Below are 15,379 nucleotides of genomic sequence, written 5' to 3' on the forward strand. Positions count from 1 at the left end.
TGCTTTAGCTGCGGGTCGCGTTGCAGGCTGTTCGCCATGTCGCCCATTTGTGAGTGCGCAGCCTTGTAGCCGGAATAGTCGCCCGCCGCATATTGGCGCTGGCTACTCTGGCTAAGGTTCTGCCAGCGTTCCACGAAGCGGTCGGCGCGCAGGCCGGGATCGGTGCGTAGCTCGGTTTCCAGTTGCAGGGCGCGGATGGCGCGCCGCGTGTTGCCTGACGCCGCCACCGTCGCAAGCTCCGGGTTCTTCTTGTAGGCCGCTTCGGCATCATGCGAGCCGTAGGGGCGCACCTCCTCGAACCGCTGGCGCGCCTCCTGCAATTCCCTAGTTGTTTAGTCCCACAGTGTGATGGCGTATCATTATCGTTGTCAGAGAGGGACGCACTACGGGCCAAGTTCTTCACGGGAGCGCCACGACCACGCACGCCGTTCGAACGGAGCTACAGCGATCGCAGGCTTCAGCTGCGGAGCTCGCGCGGCGCTTCGGTATCAACGAGAAGACCGTGAGGAAGTGGCGGCTCCGTCAGACGGTCGAGGACGAGCCGATGGGTCCAAAGCACCAGCGAAGCTCCGTCCTTTCGAGCATCGAGGAGGCTGCGATCGTCGCTTTGCGCGTGCAGGCCCGCCTGCCCCTGGACGACGTCTTCGTCGCACTGAAGGACGTCATCCCGCACCTGACGCGCTCGTCATTCCATCGCTGACCGAAGGCGCGTTACGTGGGCACACAGTAAAGCCTCCCCGCCGCGCCAGCCCGCGCCAAAATAATTTAGTTCGGCATCTCGCGCCGGAGCGTGCGAGCGCCAATATTGTGCTTGCCGTTATCCGCGATTTACCGTTGCGGGTGACGGCGCAGAATCTTGCGATGAGCAAGTTTGCTTTGTTGCTGTTGGAGGCAAGAACATATGCCCCTCTTGATGTTTGGCGCGATCATCGGCTGCGGTGTGCTGTTTTATGCCAGCTATCGCTACGTGCGATCTCATCCTCCGATCCGGGAGGAAATCCGGGAAGAGGATGAGACGCCTAAAGAAATCGCGAAAGGGGATTGAGCGCGCGGGCATCCGCGTTCGTGATGGCCGCGCGGAAATGCCCCGTTCATTCAAGTGATTTCAGCAAAAAATGCTTTACGTATATGATATGTAAGAACTTGTCTTCTTACAGAAAAGTGTTTCCGGATAGACAAAAAACCGCCCATTTGCGCCCGGATACATGCGCTCCGATGCGTATGGGGACGGACGCGTTGTAACTGGCGTCCGTGCCGTCCCCGTCTCAACACGGGGACAGGCAGTTGAGCGAAAACGACCCGACCGACCACGCTCTCGCGGCGATTGCGAGTTTCATCGACAAGCCGGATGTATCGGGCGAAGCAGACGCGAAGGCCGCGCCCGAGCCTGAATCGGCGGAACAAGCAGCATTCGAACCGGCCGGGGAAACGGCGACGGTTCCGCCCGACTCTGCGGATTCGCCGCAGGCCGAAACCTACACCAGGTATGGTCCCGGCCCCCTCACCGCTGTCCGATTCAAGTGGAGCACACGCCGCGGCGACAACGGCGATTACTTTGTTGATGAAACGATCGGGGAAAGCTCCTACCCGCTCGTCAGCGGTCCGATGACAAAAGAAGCCGCGATCGAGTTTGTCGATGACCGCGAGCGCGCCGCCCGCGAGCGCTTCGAAGCTTTACGAAGTCAGATGGCGGGGGGAGAATCCGCTCAGAGCGCTGGCGAATAGCTGGCTGAAGGAGAAACTTTCCTTCATGGACGTGGTGGAAGTGATTTAGATCACATTCCGGAAACCTCCGCGTGGCTAAGGTCGAGATGAAAATCCGAACCGGAGTGGATCCCATGAAAGCGCTCGGTGTCGCCGCGGCCTTGTTACTCACCCTCTCGACCGCCCAGGCGGGCGAGAATTTTTCATTCGATATCGGTGGGCGCACCGTGCGGATCCATGCCCCGCGGGGATGCGACTCCCCGTCCTGCATCTCGATCTCGATCCCTGGCGTGTACAACTCGAAACGCAAACGGTTTGACGACGCAGATTCTGACGACCCTCAGGCCGACGCCGCTGAGACGCCCCCCTCTTCCCCGAGCACGCCGCCCCCAGCGCCCGTGCAAGCGTCCGCGCCGGCTTCTGTCCCGGCCTCCGCTGATCCCGTGTCCGCGCCGGCTCCCGTGCAACAGCCCTCGCCTTCGATAACGGCTTCTACGCCGTCCGCCTCAACCGCAGCGCCTGCCCAGCCTGTCGTGGCAGCTCCGCCTGTCCCGAGTCAGGACATGAAAACGGTGGCGGCCCACGCACCGGCCGCGGCGGAAACGGTCGAGACATCGCCTCGTGCCATTGAACCGGTTGGCCCTCTCGGCATGTGGGTCACCGAAAAGAAGGAAGGTCGCGTCCGGATCGAGGCGTGCGGCAAAAACCTGTGCGGATACTCCGTGGATTCCCGAACCGGCCGGAACAAAGAGAAAATATTGATCAACATGAAGCCAAACGGTTCGAAGTGGAGCGGCAAGATCTACGACCCGAACAGCGGCAGCACCTACAGCTCCACCGTCGCCATGAAAGGCAATGATCGTCTGCGCGTGCAGGGCTGCGCGTTCGGCGGCATGTTCTGCGGCGGGCAAACCTGGACCCGGCTCAACCAGAGTTTATGAAATGGTCGAGCTTAATGCCCTCAGCCGCTGACCTTGCCGGCGTATTCCTCGTCCGTGACCTGCTCCATCCAGGTCACGGCGCTTCCGTCCAGGGCTTCATGCACCGCGATGTGAGTCATGGCGCTCGTCGGCGCCGCCCCGTGCCAGTGCTTCTCGCCCGGTGAAAACCATACCGTGTCGCCGGTGTGGATTTCGCGGATCGGCCCGCCCTCGGTCTGGACCAGCCCGACGCCGGAAACCACATACAGCGTCTGGCCGAGGGGATGGGTATGCCATGCGGTGCGCGCGCCCGGCTCGAAGGCGACGCTCGCGGCGAGGACGCGCGAAGGCGCGTTCACGCTGGCGATGATCGGCTCGACCGAAACCGCGCCGGAAAAATACTCGCCGGGTCCAGGTTTTGCCGGTCGCGAACCTGCCTGATGAATATCCATTCTGACCTCCCGGGTTGCTGCGCACGCCGCGCGCCGCCATCAAGAATCCATTGGAATTGCATACATCCTTCATGTCAACTCCGTGCCTGAAACGTTCTGTCTGTCATCCGTCACGAGTGAAACCTGTCATCGGTCATGGCTGCGCCGCCCCTAGCCCCTCCTCGCTTGCTGCCGTGCGGCGATGCCGCCGTCACGGTCGAATTCGGCCGCATCATCGATGAGCTGGCCAACCACCGCGTGCTTGCGCTCGATCGCGCGCTCGCGGAGGACCCGATCGAGGGCGTTACGGAAACGGTGCCGACCTATCGATCGCTGCTCGTTCATTACGATCCTGTTCGGATTGGTTTCACGGAACTTGCGGAACGCCTGTCGGCGCTCGCGCGATTGCCTGTCGCTCCGAAAACTCCCGCCCGCCGCTGGCGAATCCCCGTTGCCTATGGCGGCGAGCACGGCATCGATCTGGAAGATATCGCGAAGACGCTGAACATGACGCCTGACGATATCGTGGCGCGCCATGTCGCTGGCGATTACCGTGTCGCCATGATCGGATTTACGCCGGGCTGGTCCTATCTGAGCGGTCTCGACCGCTCGCTGCAGATACCGCGGCTGCAAAGTCCGCGCCTGCTGACGCCTTCGGGCACGATCTCCATCGGCGGTCTTCAGGCGGGCATCCAGTGCCTTGCGGGACCCAGCGGCTGGCGTCTGCTGGGACGAACCGCCGTGCGCACCTATCAGCTTCATCGCGATCCTGTTTTCCTGCTCGAAGCCGGAGACGCCATCACGTTCTACGCGGTCGACGGCAAGCAGTTCGCGGAACAGGAGCGCGCCGCCGCGCGCGGCGAGTGGGTCGCGGAGTTGGTGACACCGTGAGCAAGCTTGCCGCCACGGCTGTTGGACCCGCGACCTCGGTTCAGGATGGCGGCCGCTACGGAGCGCAGCGTTATGGGCTGACGTCAGGCGGCGCGGTGGATCGTTTCGCGCTGGCTATCGGCAACTGTCTGGTCGGCAATTCGTCCTTCGCGGCTGCGATTGAAATCGGCCCCTTCGGTACAGGCTTCACTGTTCGTGAAGGCAAGGTGCGCGTTGCGCTCACGGGAGCGGCGCGGGATGCTGACGTTTCCGGACGCCCGGTTTCGTTCAACGAATCCCGCACGCTCGTCGGCGGCGACAGGCTGACACTCGGCGCGGCACGCGACGGCATGTTCAGCTACCTTGCGATCGAAGGCGGAGTGAAGGGCGAGCCGATGTTCGGCAGCCTTGCCGTTCATGCACGCGCTGGTCTCGGCAGTCCGTTTCCCCGACCGTTACAGGCTGGCGACGTGCTTGATGTGGAGGCGGCGACCACCGGGACTGAGCGTCGAATCGAACTTCCCGGCCGGGACGACGGCCCGATCCGCGTCGTGATGGGTCCGCAAGACGATGAGTTCGGCGAGGCTACAGGACTGTTTCTCGACAGCGAGTGGAAAATCACGGCGACGAGCGATCGCATGGGCTACCGCCTTGAAGGCCCGATCATCAAACATCTTCACGGCCATAACATCGTCTCCGATGGCACCGTGAACGGCAGCATTCAGGTCCCCGGCAACGGACAGCCGATCGTCCTGATGCCGGATCGCGGTCCCAGCGGCGGCTATCCAAAGATCGCAACGGTCATGACAGCGGATATCGGCCGTTTCGCCCAGATTCCCGTCGGCCGCGGTTTCCGGTTCAGGGCGGTCACCATCGCCGAAGCGCAGACTGAAGCGCGCGCCATGGCGGATCTGTTGCGAACGCTACCCGACCGTGTGCGAGAGGTGTGCAATACCGACATTAGCGATGCTTTGCGGAACGCCAATATCGCTGGAACCGCGGTGAATGCATTCGACAGCGGGACGTGGCAGACTTGGCCGCCCCTGGAGCCATGAAGGCCCCGCGTCATATCGGACGAACCATGACGATCGATCTCAACTGCGATCTTGGCGAAAGCTTCGGCGTCTGGCCGATGGGCAATGATGTTGCAATGATCGAACTCGCGACGTCCGTCAACATCGCCTGCGGTTTTCACGCGGGCGATGCTGACACAATGAGGAAGACAGTCGATCTTGCCGGAACGCACGGTGTCAGCATTGGCGCGCATCCCGGCTATCGCGACCTGCACGGCTTCGGGCGGCGGCCGATCGCAGGTCTCGCGTCGAGGGAAATCGAAAACCTCGTCGCGTACCAGATCGGCGCGCTCCAGGCCATCGCCACAATGGCCGGACACAGGGTCACGCATGTGAAGGCGCATGGCGCGTTGTCCAATGCGGCTTGCGAGGATGACACGACCGCGCGCGCGATCGCCTCCGCGATCAAAGCCGTCGACCCCGGTCTCGTCTTCGTGGTGCTTGCGAACTCACGTCTCGTGGCGGCTGGCGAAACCGCTGGCCTGTCGCTGGCGCATGAAGTGTTCGCCGACCGTTCCTATGAAGATGACGGATCTCTGGTGTCGCGGCGCAAGCCTGGCGCGGTGCTTCATGATGCTGACGATATCGCTCGCCGCGTCGTGAAAATGATCCAATCCGGAGAGGTGATCTCAATTACCGGCAAGGCGATCAGGATGCGCATGGATACGGTCTGCATTCATGGCGACACGCCGGATGCGGTCGGTATCGCGCGCACTGTGCGCCAGGCGCTCAAGGATAACGGCATCGCCGTCGCACCCTTCAGGGCAATGAAATAATGTCGTCAGAACGGATGGATGGCGAGCGAGCCGAATACCACGGCCGCGATCAGCGCAAGCGAGCCATAGAGCGCGAAAGTCTGGAGCCGCAACACTGTTTGCTCGGTCAGGCCACGCGCGTTGACGGTTACGCGAGTGTCGTCGGATGGTTGTTGCATCGTCGGTCTCCGGCTCAACGCGCGCTACAATGAACGACGGTTCCGGTCGGCGGCAAGATCGGTGACGAAAATAGCGATAGGATTCTTCTATTTTCCGGATATCCGGACGGAAATTCTCCTCGTCCCCTGCCCCGGAGAAATTCTGTTCGCGGTTACGGATGCGCGAGGCGGTCTTTCAGGGCTTGAGAATGATGGCCCCCGTCGTCCGGCGGCTTTCGAGGTCGGTCTGGGCTTTCGCCGCGTCCTTCAACGCGTAGGCATGATTGATCTGAACGTGCAGGCTGCCGGTGAGGACGGCGGCGAACACCGTGTCGGCGCCTTCAAGAAGCTCCCTGCGCGTCGCTATATAATCGTTCAGCTTCGGGCGCGTGGCGAACAACGAACCGTGATGGGAAAGTTCGACCAATGGAAACGATGGCACCCGGCCGGACGCGTTGCCGAAACTGACGAACAGTCCGCGCGGTCGCAGGCAGGACAGCGAGCCCGGAAACGTCGTCTTGCCGACGCCATCATAGACCACGTCGCACAATTCGTTGCGGCTGATCTGCTTGACGCGCGCGACGAAGTCCTCCTCCTCATAAAGAATGACGTGATCACAGCCGTTCGCCAGCGCAAGGTCCGCCTTGGCCTTTGACCCGACGGTACCGATGACGTTCGCGCCCAGCGCCTTCGCCCACTGGCAGGCGAGAAGCCCGATACCGCCCGCCGCGGCATGGATCAGCACGCGATGGCCGTGCTCGACCTTGAAGGTCTTGTGCAGGAGATACCAGACGGTCAGTCCCTTGAGCATCAGCACCGCGCCCTGCTCGTAGGTGATGTGGTCGGGTAGTTTAACCAGCCGGTCCGCCGGGATGTTGCGGTCGGTCGCATAGCCGCCGAGATCGAAGTAGTAAGCGACGCGGTCTCCGGGGTGAAAATCGGTGACGCCCGGTCCAACGGAAACGACTTCGCCGGCGGCCTCATTGCCCACGATAAACGGGGTGGCCGGCGTTTTGTAGAGCCCGCTGCGATAGTACACGTCGATGAAATTCAGGCCGATCGCATGCTGCCTGATGCGAACCTCGCCTTGCTGCGGCGCAGCCAGGTCCACGGCCTCATAGACGAGCGTCTCGGGACCGCCGACCTGATGAACGCGTACCGCCCTGGTCATTGTCCCCTCTCCTTGCAATGTGCATCAAGGAGAGCGAAAGCCATAGGGCTGGTATTGTCAACCAGCGAACCGCTTCAAGGCAAGCTCAGCGGCTCGCTTTCTTGCGATTGCGCCCGGCGAGGACGTTGAACATCTCCACCGACGCGGAGAACGCCATCGCGAAGTAGATGTAGGCGCGCGGGATGTGGAAATGGAAGCCGTCCGCGACGAGCGCGACCCCGATCAGCACCAGAAACGCCAGCGCCAGCATCTTGGTTGTCGGGTGCTCGCTGACGAACCGGGACACCGGCCCCGACGACAGGTACATGACGAAACATGCGATGATCACGGCCGCGATCATGATCTCGAGATCTTTCGCCATGCCGATCGCCGTGATGATGGAGTCGAGAGAAAACACCAGATCGATGATGATGATCTGCACGATGACCAAAAGAAACGCGCGTGGTTTCGGTGTGGCGTCCGCCTCGTGTTCACGCGCCTCCACCTCGCCATGAATCTCATGCGTGGCCTTGGCGATCAGGAACAGCCCGCCGCCGATCAGGATGATGTCGCGCCAGGAGAATGCGAAGTCCTGCACCGTCAACACCGGCGTGGTCAGGCCGATCAGCCAGACCAGCACGCTCAGCAGCGCGATGCGGAAGAGCACGGCCAGCGCAAGGCCGACCTGGCGCGCGCGCTTTGCCTGCTTCGGCGGAATCCGCGAAACGATCACCGACAGGAAAATGACGTTGTCGATACCCAGCACGATCTCGAGCGCGGTCAGCGTCACGAGCGCAGCCCATGCTTCCGGGCTGGTCAGCAGTTCGATCATTGATTTTCTGGCCTCAGGAGACGGATCACGGCATCGCCGCAGACGATGTAGAAAGCGATGGCGCAAAGCACGGCCGTGACCGGCATCGCCACATTGAAATCGTGAGCAACGGTCGTCATTGCAAGCGCAGCCCATACCGCGATCAGCGACAGATTGAAACCGCGAAACCGCTTCACCCGTACGGGGTGCAGAACCTTGAGAGGTACGAAGGTCAGCACGATGAGCGCCGCGATAGCGAAGGTCGAAGCCATCGGCGACGGACGCAGCAGAAACAGGTAGAACGCCGCGGCATTCCAGAGCGCCGGAAAACCGCGAAAGTGGTTGTCCGCTGTCTTCATCCGGCGGTCGGAGAAATAAAGCGCGCTGCTGATCACGATGCCGACGCCCAGCAAAGGCGCGGCGAGCGGAAGCAACAGGCCGCTCGCGGTGATGGCATAGGCCGGAACGAATACGTAGGTGAGGAAGTCGACCACGAGGTCCAGTATCTCACCGGACCAGTTTGGTTGCGCCGCCTGGACATTCAGCCGCCGCGCCATCGGTCCGTCCAGGCCATCGATGAGGAGCGCCAGACCCAGCCAGGCAAACATGGCTGCCCAGTGCTCACGCACGGCTTCCAGCATCGCGAGCAGCGCAATTCCGGCCCCCGTCGCCGTGAAAACATGGACCAGGAGCGCGGCGGTGCGCGACGCTTCGGGTCCGGGTAGCGGGTCCTGCCGGCTTGGTTGGCTCATTTGCACATTCTGCTATCAGGAATCGGGCAGCTTTGCATAATGGTCGTTGCGACGCTCCGCCGCTTGAGCGGTCGGGAACGGCTTCAGCCGGTTCCTGCAATGTTCGCCCTGCGGGCTTGAAAATGGCGGCGCGAATGGCGATTGTCGATCCATGAACGAGAGCGCGAAGCCGGTTGCAATCTTTGATGTCGCGGTCGTGGGCGGAGGGCCCGCCGGATTGGCCGCGGCGATTGCCCTCGCCCATGCCGGCGCCCGGACGGCGCTGATCGCGCGGCGCGTCGGTTATGGCGATAACCGCACCACAGCGCTGCTCGGCGGTTCCATCGATCTGCTGCGAGAGCTTGACGTCTGGCCACGCTGCGAGGCCGATGCCGCCCCGCTCCGTGTCATGCGTCTCGTCGACGATACCGGGCGTCTTATTCGTGCTCCGGAGGTCCGTTTCTCCGCCGCCGAGATCTGGCGTGACGCATTCGGCTATAATATTGCAAACCGTGCGCTGATGGCCGCCATGGAGGCGCGCGCGGCGGGAGCGGAAAACCTCACATGGATAGATGGCGAGGCCGAACAGGTCACGCCCGGCGATACGGTGGTCACCATCAGCACCCGTCAGGGAGAGACGCTGACCGCGCGTCTGGCCGTCGGCGCTGACGGACGGCAATCCCTTTGCCGCAAAGCCGCGGGGATCGGCATCACGCGTCGCCCGCTCGATCAGGCTGCGCTGACGTTCAACGTCGCGCATAGCCGGCCGCACAAGAACATCTCGACCGAATTTCACACCCCGCATGGTCCCTGCGTTTTCGTGCCGCTGCCCGGAGACCGTTCCAGTGTCGTCTGGGTCGCCTCCCCGAAGGAGGTGGAGCGGCTTGCCGCCCTGAGCGACGACGAACTGGCCGAGGCCGCCGAACGACGATCGCATTCGATCCTGGGACGGCTTGAGGTCGGCCAGGGACGAAATCAATTTCCGTTAGGAATCGAGCGGCCCGCGCGCTTTGCAGGCAACCGCATCGTTCTGGTCGGTGAATCCGCCCATGTCCTGCCGCCGATCGGCGCGCAGGGCCTGAATCTCGGCCTGCGTGACGCCGCCGATATCGCGGACATTGTCGGCGACGCCCTGTCCTCCGGGGACGACCCCGGCGCGTCTGCCGCTCTTGCGCGTTTCGAAACGGCGCGGCGCAGCGACGTCCTGAGCCGTACCTTCGCGATCGACATGGCGAACCGGTCGCTGCTCAGCGATTTCCTGCCGATCCAGACCGCACGCGCGCTCGGGCTGCATGTGATCAGCAGGGTTGGCCCGCTCAGACGCCTTGCCATGCGCGAGGGCCTCGCGCCGTCGTGGCGGCAGCGTCCATATAGGGAATCTCGGTTTAGAGCGTTTTCGAGCGAAGCGGACACCGGTTCGCGCGAAGAAAACGCGTCAAATCAAAATAATAGAGACCGCTTCTGATTCTATCAGAAGCGGAAAGGCTCTAGTTAGTTGATCGAGCATCGGATTTATCCCGAAACCGGTTCCCACTTTCGGGTCCGATGCTCTAGAGCATGATCCGTTCAAGTTGAATCGGACCATGCTCTAGAAATTATTGTCTGGTCGCATTTTCTTGCGGCGAACCGGTATCCACTTCGCCGGAAAATGCTCTAGCCGGCCTTGAGGCGCGGCCTCGATCCTTCCCCGTGGAATTCCAGCCCGATCGCCTCTGGCTTCGGCCGCGGCCCTGGTCTATTCGGTCAGGGATGATGAAAGCGCGTACCGCCAGATTCCAGATCGGCCAGATCGTTCGCCATCGGATTTATTCGTTTCGGGGTGTGATCTTCGATATCGATCCGGTCTTCAACAACACGGAAGAATGGTGGCTCTCGATCCCGGAGGATGTCCGGCCGCACAAGGATCAGCCATTCTACCATATGCTCGCTGAGAATGCGGATTCCGAATATGTGGCTTATGTGTCGGAGCAGAACCTTTTGCCAGATGACTCCGGCGAGCCGATCCGGCATTCGCAGGTGAAGGAGATTTTCATCCAGGATGAATCCGGCGATTATCGTCCCCGCAATCCGTCCCTGAACTGAGATCGTAGAGTCCTTCACTATCTTCATGGAAACAGTGAAAGACTCTACCTTGATATTTTGACGCGTTTTTCTTCACGCGAACCGGTTTCCACTTCGCTCGAAAACGCTATAGGGCTCAAGCCCGGGAACATGCTTGGCTCGAAAACGCTATAGCTGGCTGATACAAAAAAGCGCCCCGAGAGGAGCGCTTTTCCATTTGATCCCATTAGCGGGCTACTGTTTGGCGGTACCCTGTTGGGTGGCTTCGAGCTTCGCGCGCGCTTCGGCGGCCCGCTTTTGCAGTTCTTCCTGCAGCTTCTTCTGGGTTTCCTCGAATACCTTGGGGTCGGTCGGCGGGCCGTCATAGGCCTTCGCGAATTCAGCGAGCGGAAGCGGCAGCGTCAACGGCGCGCCGTTGGAATTGATTGCCTGAACGATCAGATTCTGGCCTTTCTTCAGGTGACCGAGCATATCCGCCGTCAATTCATAATCCGACATGCAGCCATTGGCGAAGCAGATCACGTAGGGACTCTGCTGCGGCGGATTGCTGTCGACGATGATGCGCGTTCCGTGGACGAGTTGCATCCCGAGCGGCAGCGTCACGCGGAGAATCTTCTTGGGCTCGCCTTCAGGCTCGATGATGACCGCCGCGATCACAGGCTGGCCGGATTCGATCCGCCCGTCCTTGCCGGTGAAACATACCTGCTTGGCTTTCGCATCCTGGCCTTTCAGGCAGAACTTGGTCCAGGGAGCATAGATCAGCTGCACCTGCTGGTCGGCTGGCGCTGCTGCCTGCGCCGCCGGGGCTCCTTTGGCCGCCTCAGCCTTCTTGCCTTTGGATGGGGCGGCTTGCTGGGCGGGAGCGTCCGACGCGAATGGAACGGCCGCTAGCGTCACCGCGGCGAACAGGGCAAAGGCCCGCCCGCGATGCAAAGCGGACGTGGTCGAGAGACGAAAATTCATTGCGGAAAACCCTTTCCTGAACGCTCGTGATCCGATTCTAACATTCGTATTTCGTTTCAGCGAGCCTTCTTCCGAATGCAAATTGAAGGACCGCTTGCAAACTCAAGCCCTGATGGAGCGGTTGCTGGCGGAGTTTCGAATTCGGCATTCGCGCTCCCTGCGCGATCGCCGGATCTCTCCACCAGGAGCAGGCATTGGCGCAGACTATTCGGCGGCTGTCTCTTAGTGAAATGAGGCGGTTACGTGACGATTCGCGATGTCATGATCAATTGACCGCCTTCAATACTAGGGCGCATAAAAAGATCAATGGCAACATACGCTTTTGGCGCCCCTTTCAAACCGCGCCGCGGCGGTTGTGATAAAATTTCTTGTGAGCAAGTTCGAATCAAAATGGATCCGGTATTGCCGACTGCCGCCGCGCGCGCGCTGCCGGACGGCGATATGCCTGGCGCTCGCGGGCGGGATGCTCGCCGCCGGATGCCAGCAGGTTTCCGCGGATCCCGGTTACGCCATCGCGATGCATGGCGAACCGGCCCTGCCGGCTGATTTCAGCCGGATGCCCTACGCCAATCCGGACGCGCCCAAGGGTGGCCGGCTGGTTCAGAGTGTTCCCGGTAGTTTCGATAGCCTCAATCCCTTCATCGTCAAAGGCGTCGCGCTTCAGCAAATTCGGGGGTTCGTGGTCGAGAGCCTGATGGCGAGGGGGCATGACGAACCCTTCACGCTCTACGGTCTGCTGGCGGAGAGGATTGAAACCGACGATGCCCGCACCTACGCCACTTTCCATCTGAATCCGCTGGCGCGCTTTCACGACGGGCGGCCTGTCCGCGCCGAAGACGTGCTCTTTTCCTGGCAACTCCTCCGGGACAAGGGCCGCCCCAACCATCGTCAGTACTATTCGAAGGTTGCAACGGCAGAAGCGATCGATGAACGCACCGTGCGTTTCGATTTCGGTGGAACCATGGATCGCGAACTGCCCTTGATCCTCGGCTTGATGCCTGTTCTGCCGAAACACGCCGTCGATGCCGCCACTTTCGAGCAGACCTCGATGACCGCCCTGTCGGGATCCGGGCCGTATCGCGTGACCGCCGTCAGGCCCGGAGCCAGCGTGACGCTGACGCGCAATCCGGATTATTGGGGGCGCGACCTGCCGGTCAATCGCGGCCTGTGGAACTTCGACGAAATCAGGTTCGACTACTATCGCGAAGCCAACAGTCAGTTCGAGGCGTTCAAGCGCGGCCTGTATGACTTTCGCGTCGAGACTGAACCGCTGCGCTGGCACGAAGGCTACAACTTTCCGGCAGCAGGCGATGGTCAGCTTGTCCGCGAAGCCGTCAAAACCGGCCTGCCCGCGCCCTCGGAATATCTGGTGTTCAATACGCGGCGGCCGATGTTTTCCGACATTCGCGTTCGCGAGGCGCTGACGCTGCTGTTCGATTTCGAGTGGATCAACCGAAACTATTTTTTCGGACTTTACAGCCGCGCCGGCGGCTTCTTCGCGGGATCGGAATTGTCGGCCTACGCGCGCCCCGCTGACGACGGAGAGCGGTCGCTATTGAAGCCGTTTCCGTCGGCCGTGCGAAGCGACGTTCTCGACGGCAGTTACCGTCTTCCCGTGACCGACGGTTCAGGCCGGGACCGCGAGGCCTTGCGCGCCGCTCTCGCGCTTCTGTCGCAGGCGGGTTATGAATTTGACGGCACGGTCCTGCGCCATCGCTCGACCAAGGCTCCCCTTGCCTTTGAAATGCTGGTGACAACCCGCGATCAGGAACGCATCGCGCTCACTTACGCGCGCGATCTCAAGCGCGCCGGCATCGAGGTGTCCGTGCGCTCGGTCGATGGCGTGCAGTTCGATCAGCGTCGGCTGGCGTTTGATTTTGACATGATCCAGAACCGCTGGGATCAATCGCTGTCGCCCGGCAACGAACAGTCCTTCTATTGGGGCAGCGAGGCTGCCGACATTCCAGGCACCCGCAATTACATGGGCGTGAAGAACCCGGCGATCGATGCCATGATCGCCGCCATGCTCAAGGCGAGGGAGCGGCCGGATTTCGTGGATGCGGTTCGCGCGCTCGATCGGGTCCTGATGTCCGGATTTTATGTGATTCCGGTTTACAACGTTCAAGAACAATGGATCGCGCGCTGGAATCGGATAGAACGACCAGCAGCGACCGCGTTGACTGGATACATCCCCGAAACATGGTGGCGAAGGCCGCCGAAGCCCGGCAAGTGACTTCGTGCTCCAGAACAATTCATCGCCTACGCTGGATGAACTCTTCGACCGCATCCTCGTCCGGCAGCCGGACCGACCGGCGCTGATCGATCCGCCGGACAAGTTGCGGGTGACGGGACAGCCGCCGCAGCATCTGACCTTTGCCCAGGCCGACCGGGCGGTATCGGCATTGGCGGCCCACTTTATCGAGGCCGGCCTGCCCGCCAATTCAATCATAGCGGTTCAGCTGCCCAACACCATCGAACTGGCGCTGACGGTGCTTGCCGCCCATCGCGCCGGCCTGATCGTGGCGTTGTTGCCCCAGCTTTGGCGGCAGGCCGAACTCGCTGTCGCGATCAACCGGACCGGCGCGCGCGCGATCGTCGCGATGGGCAGTATCGACGGCGTCAATCACGCCGATCTCGCGATGAACGCGGCCGCGGAAGTTTTCTCCGTCCGACATGTCTGCGGCTTCGGCGGCAATCTGCCGGAGGGAATGGTTCCGCTGGATATCGCCGCCGAAAGGACGATCGACCGCTCGCGGCTCATGATCCGGGATTCGCGCCGCGCCGCGCTGGTGACGTTCGAGGCTTCGGGCTCAGGCTTCCTCGCCGTGCCGCGAACCCATGTCAACCTGATCGCCGCCGGGCTTGCGATCTTTCTCGAAAGCGGATTGCCTCAGAACGCGACAATTCTCTCGGCTCTCGCGCCGTCGTCCTTCGCCGGACTGACCTCATCCTTCGTGATGTGGCTGCTCAGCGGCGGCGCCCTGGCGATGCATCACCCCTTCGACGAAAATGTGCTTGTGCGGCAGATGGAAGCCGAACGCTGCGACACGCTGGTCGCGCCGGCCTCGCTGGCATTGCGGATGGCTGAAACCGGCGCCCTGTCTGCCGTCCCGAGCCTGCGTCACGTCGTGGGTCTCTGGCGGGTTCCTGAACAGGTGGGATCGAGCGAGCCTTGGTCCGACCGCGAGAGGCAAATGACCGACGTCTACCTGTTCGGCGAGGCGGGTCTTTTCGCGAGCCGCCGCGCGGAGGACGGCTCCCCTGCCCCGATCATGCCCGGCCCTTATCGGACGCCGCCTCAGGTTCCCATCTCATCGACGGCCGGCGAAATCGTTCTGACTCCGAACGGAACGCTGGGGCTGCGGGGGCCGATGGTGCCGATCGCGGTTTACGCCGGGCCGGATTCTCCTACGGACGCCTTCGGCATGCCGTCGCAGCCGGATTATGTCGATACCGGCTATGCGGCGCGGATCGATCGCGCCTCGGGCGCCATTGCGATCACGGCGCCGCCGGCCGGCGTCATGGCCGTCGGCGGCTACCGGTTTCCTGCACAGGACCTTCAGGAATGGGCACGGCGGCTCGGACCGAACGCCATGCTGACGGCGCTTCCCGACCGTCTGAGCGGCCATCGCCTGGCCGGGCGAGCCGGCGACAATGCCCGCGCTCGCGAGGCGCTCAAGGAACTCGGGCTGAATCCGTTGATGGTGGAAGCATTTCGCGATCGCTCCGTGACCGGCTGATCAAATCCGGCA

16 protein-coding genes and 2 pseudogenes are annotated in these 15,379 nt (G+C 62.1%); 11 read left to right on the forward strand and 7 right to left on the reverse strand.

Translation table 11 applies throughout. The annotated features are described in order from the left end of the window. Positions 1–2: 2 nt before the first annotated feature. A pseudogene (locus ACMYR2_RS08590) lies at positions 3–326 on the reverse strand (Ti-type conjugative transfer relaxase TraA); the annotation flags it as partial. Between the two features lie 35 nt (positions 327–361). Here ACMYR2_RS08590 and ACMYR2_RS08595 point away from each other — a divergent pair. The 4 genes and pseudogenes from ACMYR2_RS08595 to ACMYR2_RS08610 all read left to right on the forward strand — a co-directional run. After that, a pseudogene (locus ACMYR2_RS08595) lies at positions 362–697 on the forward strand (IS481 family transposase); the annotation flags it as partial. A 216-nt stretch (positions 698–913) separates the two neighbouring features. Further along, positions 914–1,045 carry a hypothetical protein gene (locus tag ACMYR2_RS08600; RefSeq protein WP_416193982.1) on the forward strand — a complete coding sequence of 44 codons (132 nt, stop codon included), beginning with the start codon at positions 914–916 and terminating at the stop codon, positions 1,043–1,045. A 239-nt stretch (positions 1,046–1,284) separates the two neighbouring features. Then, complete coding sequence (locus tag ACMYR2_RS08605) at positions 1,285–1,725, forward strand: hypothetical protein (protein WP_347264517.1); 441 nt, start codon at positions 1,285–1,287, stop codon at positions 1,723–1,725. Between the two features lie 542 nt (positions 1,726–2,267). Beyond that, entirely contained in the window at positions 2,268–2,645 is a 378-nt protein-coding gene (locus ACMYR2_RS08610; RefSeq protein ID WP_347264516.1) for a DUF2147 domain-containing protein, read from the forward strand. A 20-nt stretch (positions 2,646–2,665) separates the two neighbouring features. Here the strand turns inward: ACMYR2_RS08610 and ACMYR2_RS08615 are convergent, their stop codons facing one another. Then, positions 2,666–3,076 carry a cupin domain-containing protein gene (locus ACMYR2_RS08615; protein ID WP_347264515.1) on the reverse strand — a complete coding sequence of 137 codons (411 nt, stop codon included), beginning with the start codon at positions 3,074–3,076 and terminating at the stop codon, positions 2,666–2,668. A 135-nt stretch (positions 3,077–3,211) separates the two neighbouring features. Here ACMYR2_RS08615 and pxpB point away from each other — a divergent pair, with 135 nt between their 5' ends. Genes pxpB through ACMYR2_RS08630 form a run of 3 tightly spaced genes read left to right on the forward strand, consistent with a single transcriptional unit; the run spans position 3,212 to position 5,774 of the window. Then, complete coding sequence (gene pxpB / locus ACMYR2_RS08620; protein ID WP_347264514.1) at positions 3,212–3,946, forward strand: 5-oxoprolinase subunit PxpB; 735 nt, start codon at positions 3,212–3,214, stop codon at positions 3,944–3,946. Next, positions 3,943–4,980 carry a biotin-dependent carboxyltransferase family protein gene (locus ACMYR2_RS08625; RefSeq protein ID WP_347264513.1) on the forward strand — a complete coding sequence of 346 codons (1,038 nt, stop codon included), beginning with the start codon at positions 3,943–3,945 and terminating at the stop codon, positions 4,978–4,980. The genes pxpB and ACMYR2_RS08625 overlap by 4 nt, the downstream gene beginning before the upstream one ends. A gap of 26 nt (positions 4,981–5,006) precedes the next feature. After that, positions 5,007–5,774, forward strand: a complete 768-nt coding sequence (locus ACMYR2_RS08630; RefSeq protein WP_347264520.1) for a 5-oxoprolinase subunit PxpA — start codon at positions 5,007–5,009, stop codon at positions 5,772–5,774. A 5-nt stretch (positions 5,775–5,779) separates the two neighbouring features. Here the strand turns inward: ACMYR2_RS08630 and ACMYR2_RS08635 are convergent, their stop codons facing one another. From ACMYR2_RS08635 to pcsA, 4 genes are all read right to left on the reverse strand, one after another. After that, a complete protein-coding gene (locus tag ACMYR2_RS08635; RefSeq protein ID WP_347264512.1) occupies positions 5,780–5,932 on the reverse strand; it encodes a hypothetical protein in 153 nt (50 codons plus the stop codon). 175 nt (positions 5,933–6,107) lie between these two features. Beyond that, positions 6,108–7,082 carry a quinone oxidoreductase gene (locus tag ACMYR2_RS08640; protein WP_347264511.1) on the reverse strand — a complete coding sequence of 325 codons (975 nt, stop codon included), beginning with the start codon at positions 7,080–7,082 and terminating at the stop codon, positions 6,108–6,110. 85 nt (positions 7,083–7,167) lie between these two features. Next, the gene (locus ACMYR2_RS08645; RefSeq protein ID WP_347264510.1) at positions 7,168–7,893 is read right to left on the reverse strand and encodes a TerC family protein; all 726 of its coding nucleotides are present in this window, start codon (positions 7,891–7,893) and stop codon (positions 7,168–7,170) included. Next, a complete protein-coding gene (gene pcsA, locus ACMYR2_RS08650; RefSeq protein ID WP_347264509.1) occupies positions 7,890–8,624 on the reverse strand; it encodes a phosphatidylcholine synthase in 735 nt (244 codons plus the stop codon). The genes ACMYR2_RS08645 and pcsA overlap by 4 nt, the downstream gene beginning before the upstream one ends. 151 nt (positions 8,625–8,775) lie before the next feature. Between pcsA and ACMYR2_RS08655 the strand changes: the two genes are divergently transcribed. Both ACMYR2_RS08655 and hspQ read left to right on the forward strand, forming a co-directional pair. Further along, entirely contained in the window at positions 8,776–10,068 is a 1,293-nt protein-coding gene (locus ACMYR2_RS08655; RefSeq protein WP_347264508.1) for a UbiH/UbiF family hydroxylase, read from the forward strand. A 284-nt stretch (positions 10,069–10,352) separates the two neighbouring features. Then, a complete protein-coding gene (hspQ, locus tag ACMYR2_RS08660; RefSeq protein ID WP_347264507.1) occupies positions 10,353–10,685 on the forward strand; it encodes a heat shock protein HspQ in 333 nt (110 codons plus the stop codon). A 213-nt stretch (positions 10,686–10,898) separates the two neighbouring features. Here the strand turns inward: hspQ and ACMYR2_RS08665 are convergent, their stop codons facing one another. Continuing rightward, complete coding sequence (locus ACMYR2_RS08665) at positions 10,899–11,627, reverse strand: invasion associated locus B family protein (protein ID WP_347264506.1); 729 nt, start codon at positions 11,625–11,627, stop codon at positions 10,899–10,901. A 463-nt stretch (positions 11,628–12,090) separates the two neighbouring features. On the opposite strand from ACMYR2_RS08665, the gene ACMYR2_RS08670 reads away from it, so the two are divergent. Next, positions 12,091–13,860, forward strand: coding sequence for an extracellular solute-binding protein (locus ACMYR2_RS08670; protein WP_347264519.1), 1,770 nt, complete (start codon positions 12,091–12,093; stop codon positions 13,858–13,860). Positions 13,861–13,864: 4 nt separating this feature from the next. Further along, positions 13,865–15,367: an AMP-binding protein gene (locus ACMYR2_RS08675; protein WP_416193983.1), complete on the forward strand. Its 1,503-nt coding sequence runs from the start codon at positions 13,865–13,867 to the stop codon at positions 15,365–15,367. The last annotated feature ends 12 nt before the right edge of the window (positions 15,368–15,379 follow it).

Origin of the sequence: Nitrobacter sp. TKz-YC01, from assembly GCF_047824785.1 — a bacterium.
In the GTDB taxonomy this organism is placed as follows: Bacteria; Pseudomonadota; Alphaproteobacteria; order Rhizobiales; family Xanthobacteraceae; genus Nitrobacter.

Excerpts from the sequence above, each read along its gene's own strand:
- ACMYR2_RS08600 (WP_416193982.1), top strand. The coding sequence starts at position 914 with ATGTTTGGCGCGATCATCGGCTGCGGTGTGCTGTTTTATGCCAGCTAT.
- ACMYR2_RS08610 (WP_347264516.1), top strand. The coding sequence starts at position 2,268 with ATGAAAACGGTGGCGGCCCACGCACCGGCCGCGGCGGAAACGGTCGAG.
- ACMYR2_RS08615 (WP_347264515.1), bottom strand. The coding sequence starts at position 3,076 with ATGGATATTCATCAGGCAGGTTCGCGACCGGCAAAACCTGGACCCGGC.
- pxpB (WP_347264514.1), top strand. The coding sequence starts at position 3,212 with ATGGCTGCGCCGCCCCTAGCCCCTCCTCGCTTGCTGCCGTGCGGCGAT.
- ACMYR2_RS08630 (WP_347264520.1), top strand. The coding sequence starts at position 5,007 with ATGACGATCGATCTCAACTGCGATCTTGGCGAAAGCTTCGGCGTCTGG.
- ACMYR2_RS08635 (WP_347264512.1), bottom strand. The coding sequence starts at position 5,932 with ATGCAACAACCATCCGACGACACTCGCGTAACCGTCAACGCGCGTGGC.
- ACMYR2_RS08640 (WP_347264511.1), bottom strand. The coding sequence starts at position 7,082 with ATGACCAGGGCGGTACGCGTTCATCAGGTCGGCGGTCCCGAGACGCTC.
- ACMYR2_RS08645 (WP_347264510.1), bottom strand. The coding sequence starts at position 7,893 with ATGATCGAACTGCTGACCAGCCCGGAAGCATGGGCTGCGCTCGTGACG.
- pcsA (WP_347264509.1), bottom strand. The coding sequence starts at position 8,624 with ATGAGCCAACCAAGCCGGCAGGACCCGCTACCCGGACCCGAAGCGTCG.
- ACMYR2_RS08655 (WP_347264508.1), top strand. The coding sequence starts at position 8,776 with ATGAACGAGAGCGCGAAGCCGGTTGCAATCTTTGATGTCGCGGTCGTG.
- hspQ (WP_347264507.1), top strand. The coding sequence starts at position 10,353 with ATGATGAAAGCGCGTACCGCCAGATTCCAGATCGGCCAGATCGTTCGC.
- ACMYR2_RS08665 (WP_347264506.1), bottom strand. The coding sequence starts at position 11,627 with ATGAATTTTCGTCTCTCGACCACGTCCGCTTTGCATCGCGGGCGGGCC.
- ACMYR2_RS08670 (WP_347264519.1), top strand. The coding sequence starts at position 12,091 with ATGCTCGCCGCCGGATGCCAGCAGGTTTCCGCGGATCCCGGTTACGCC.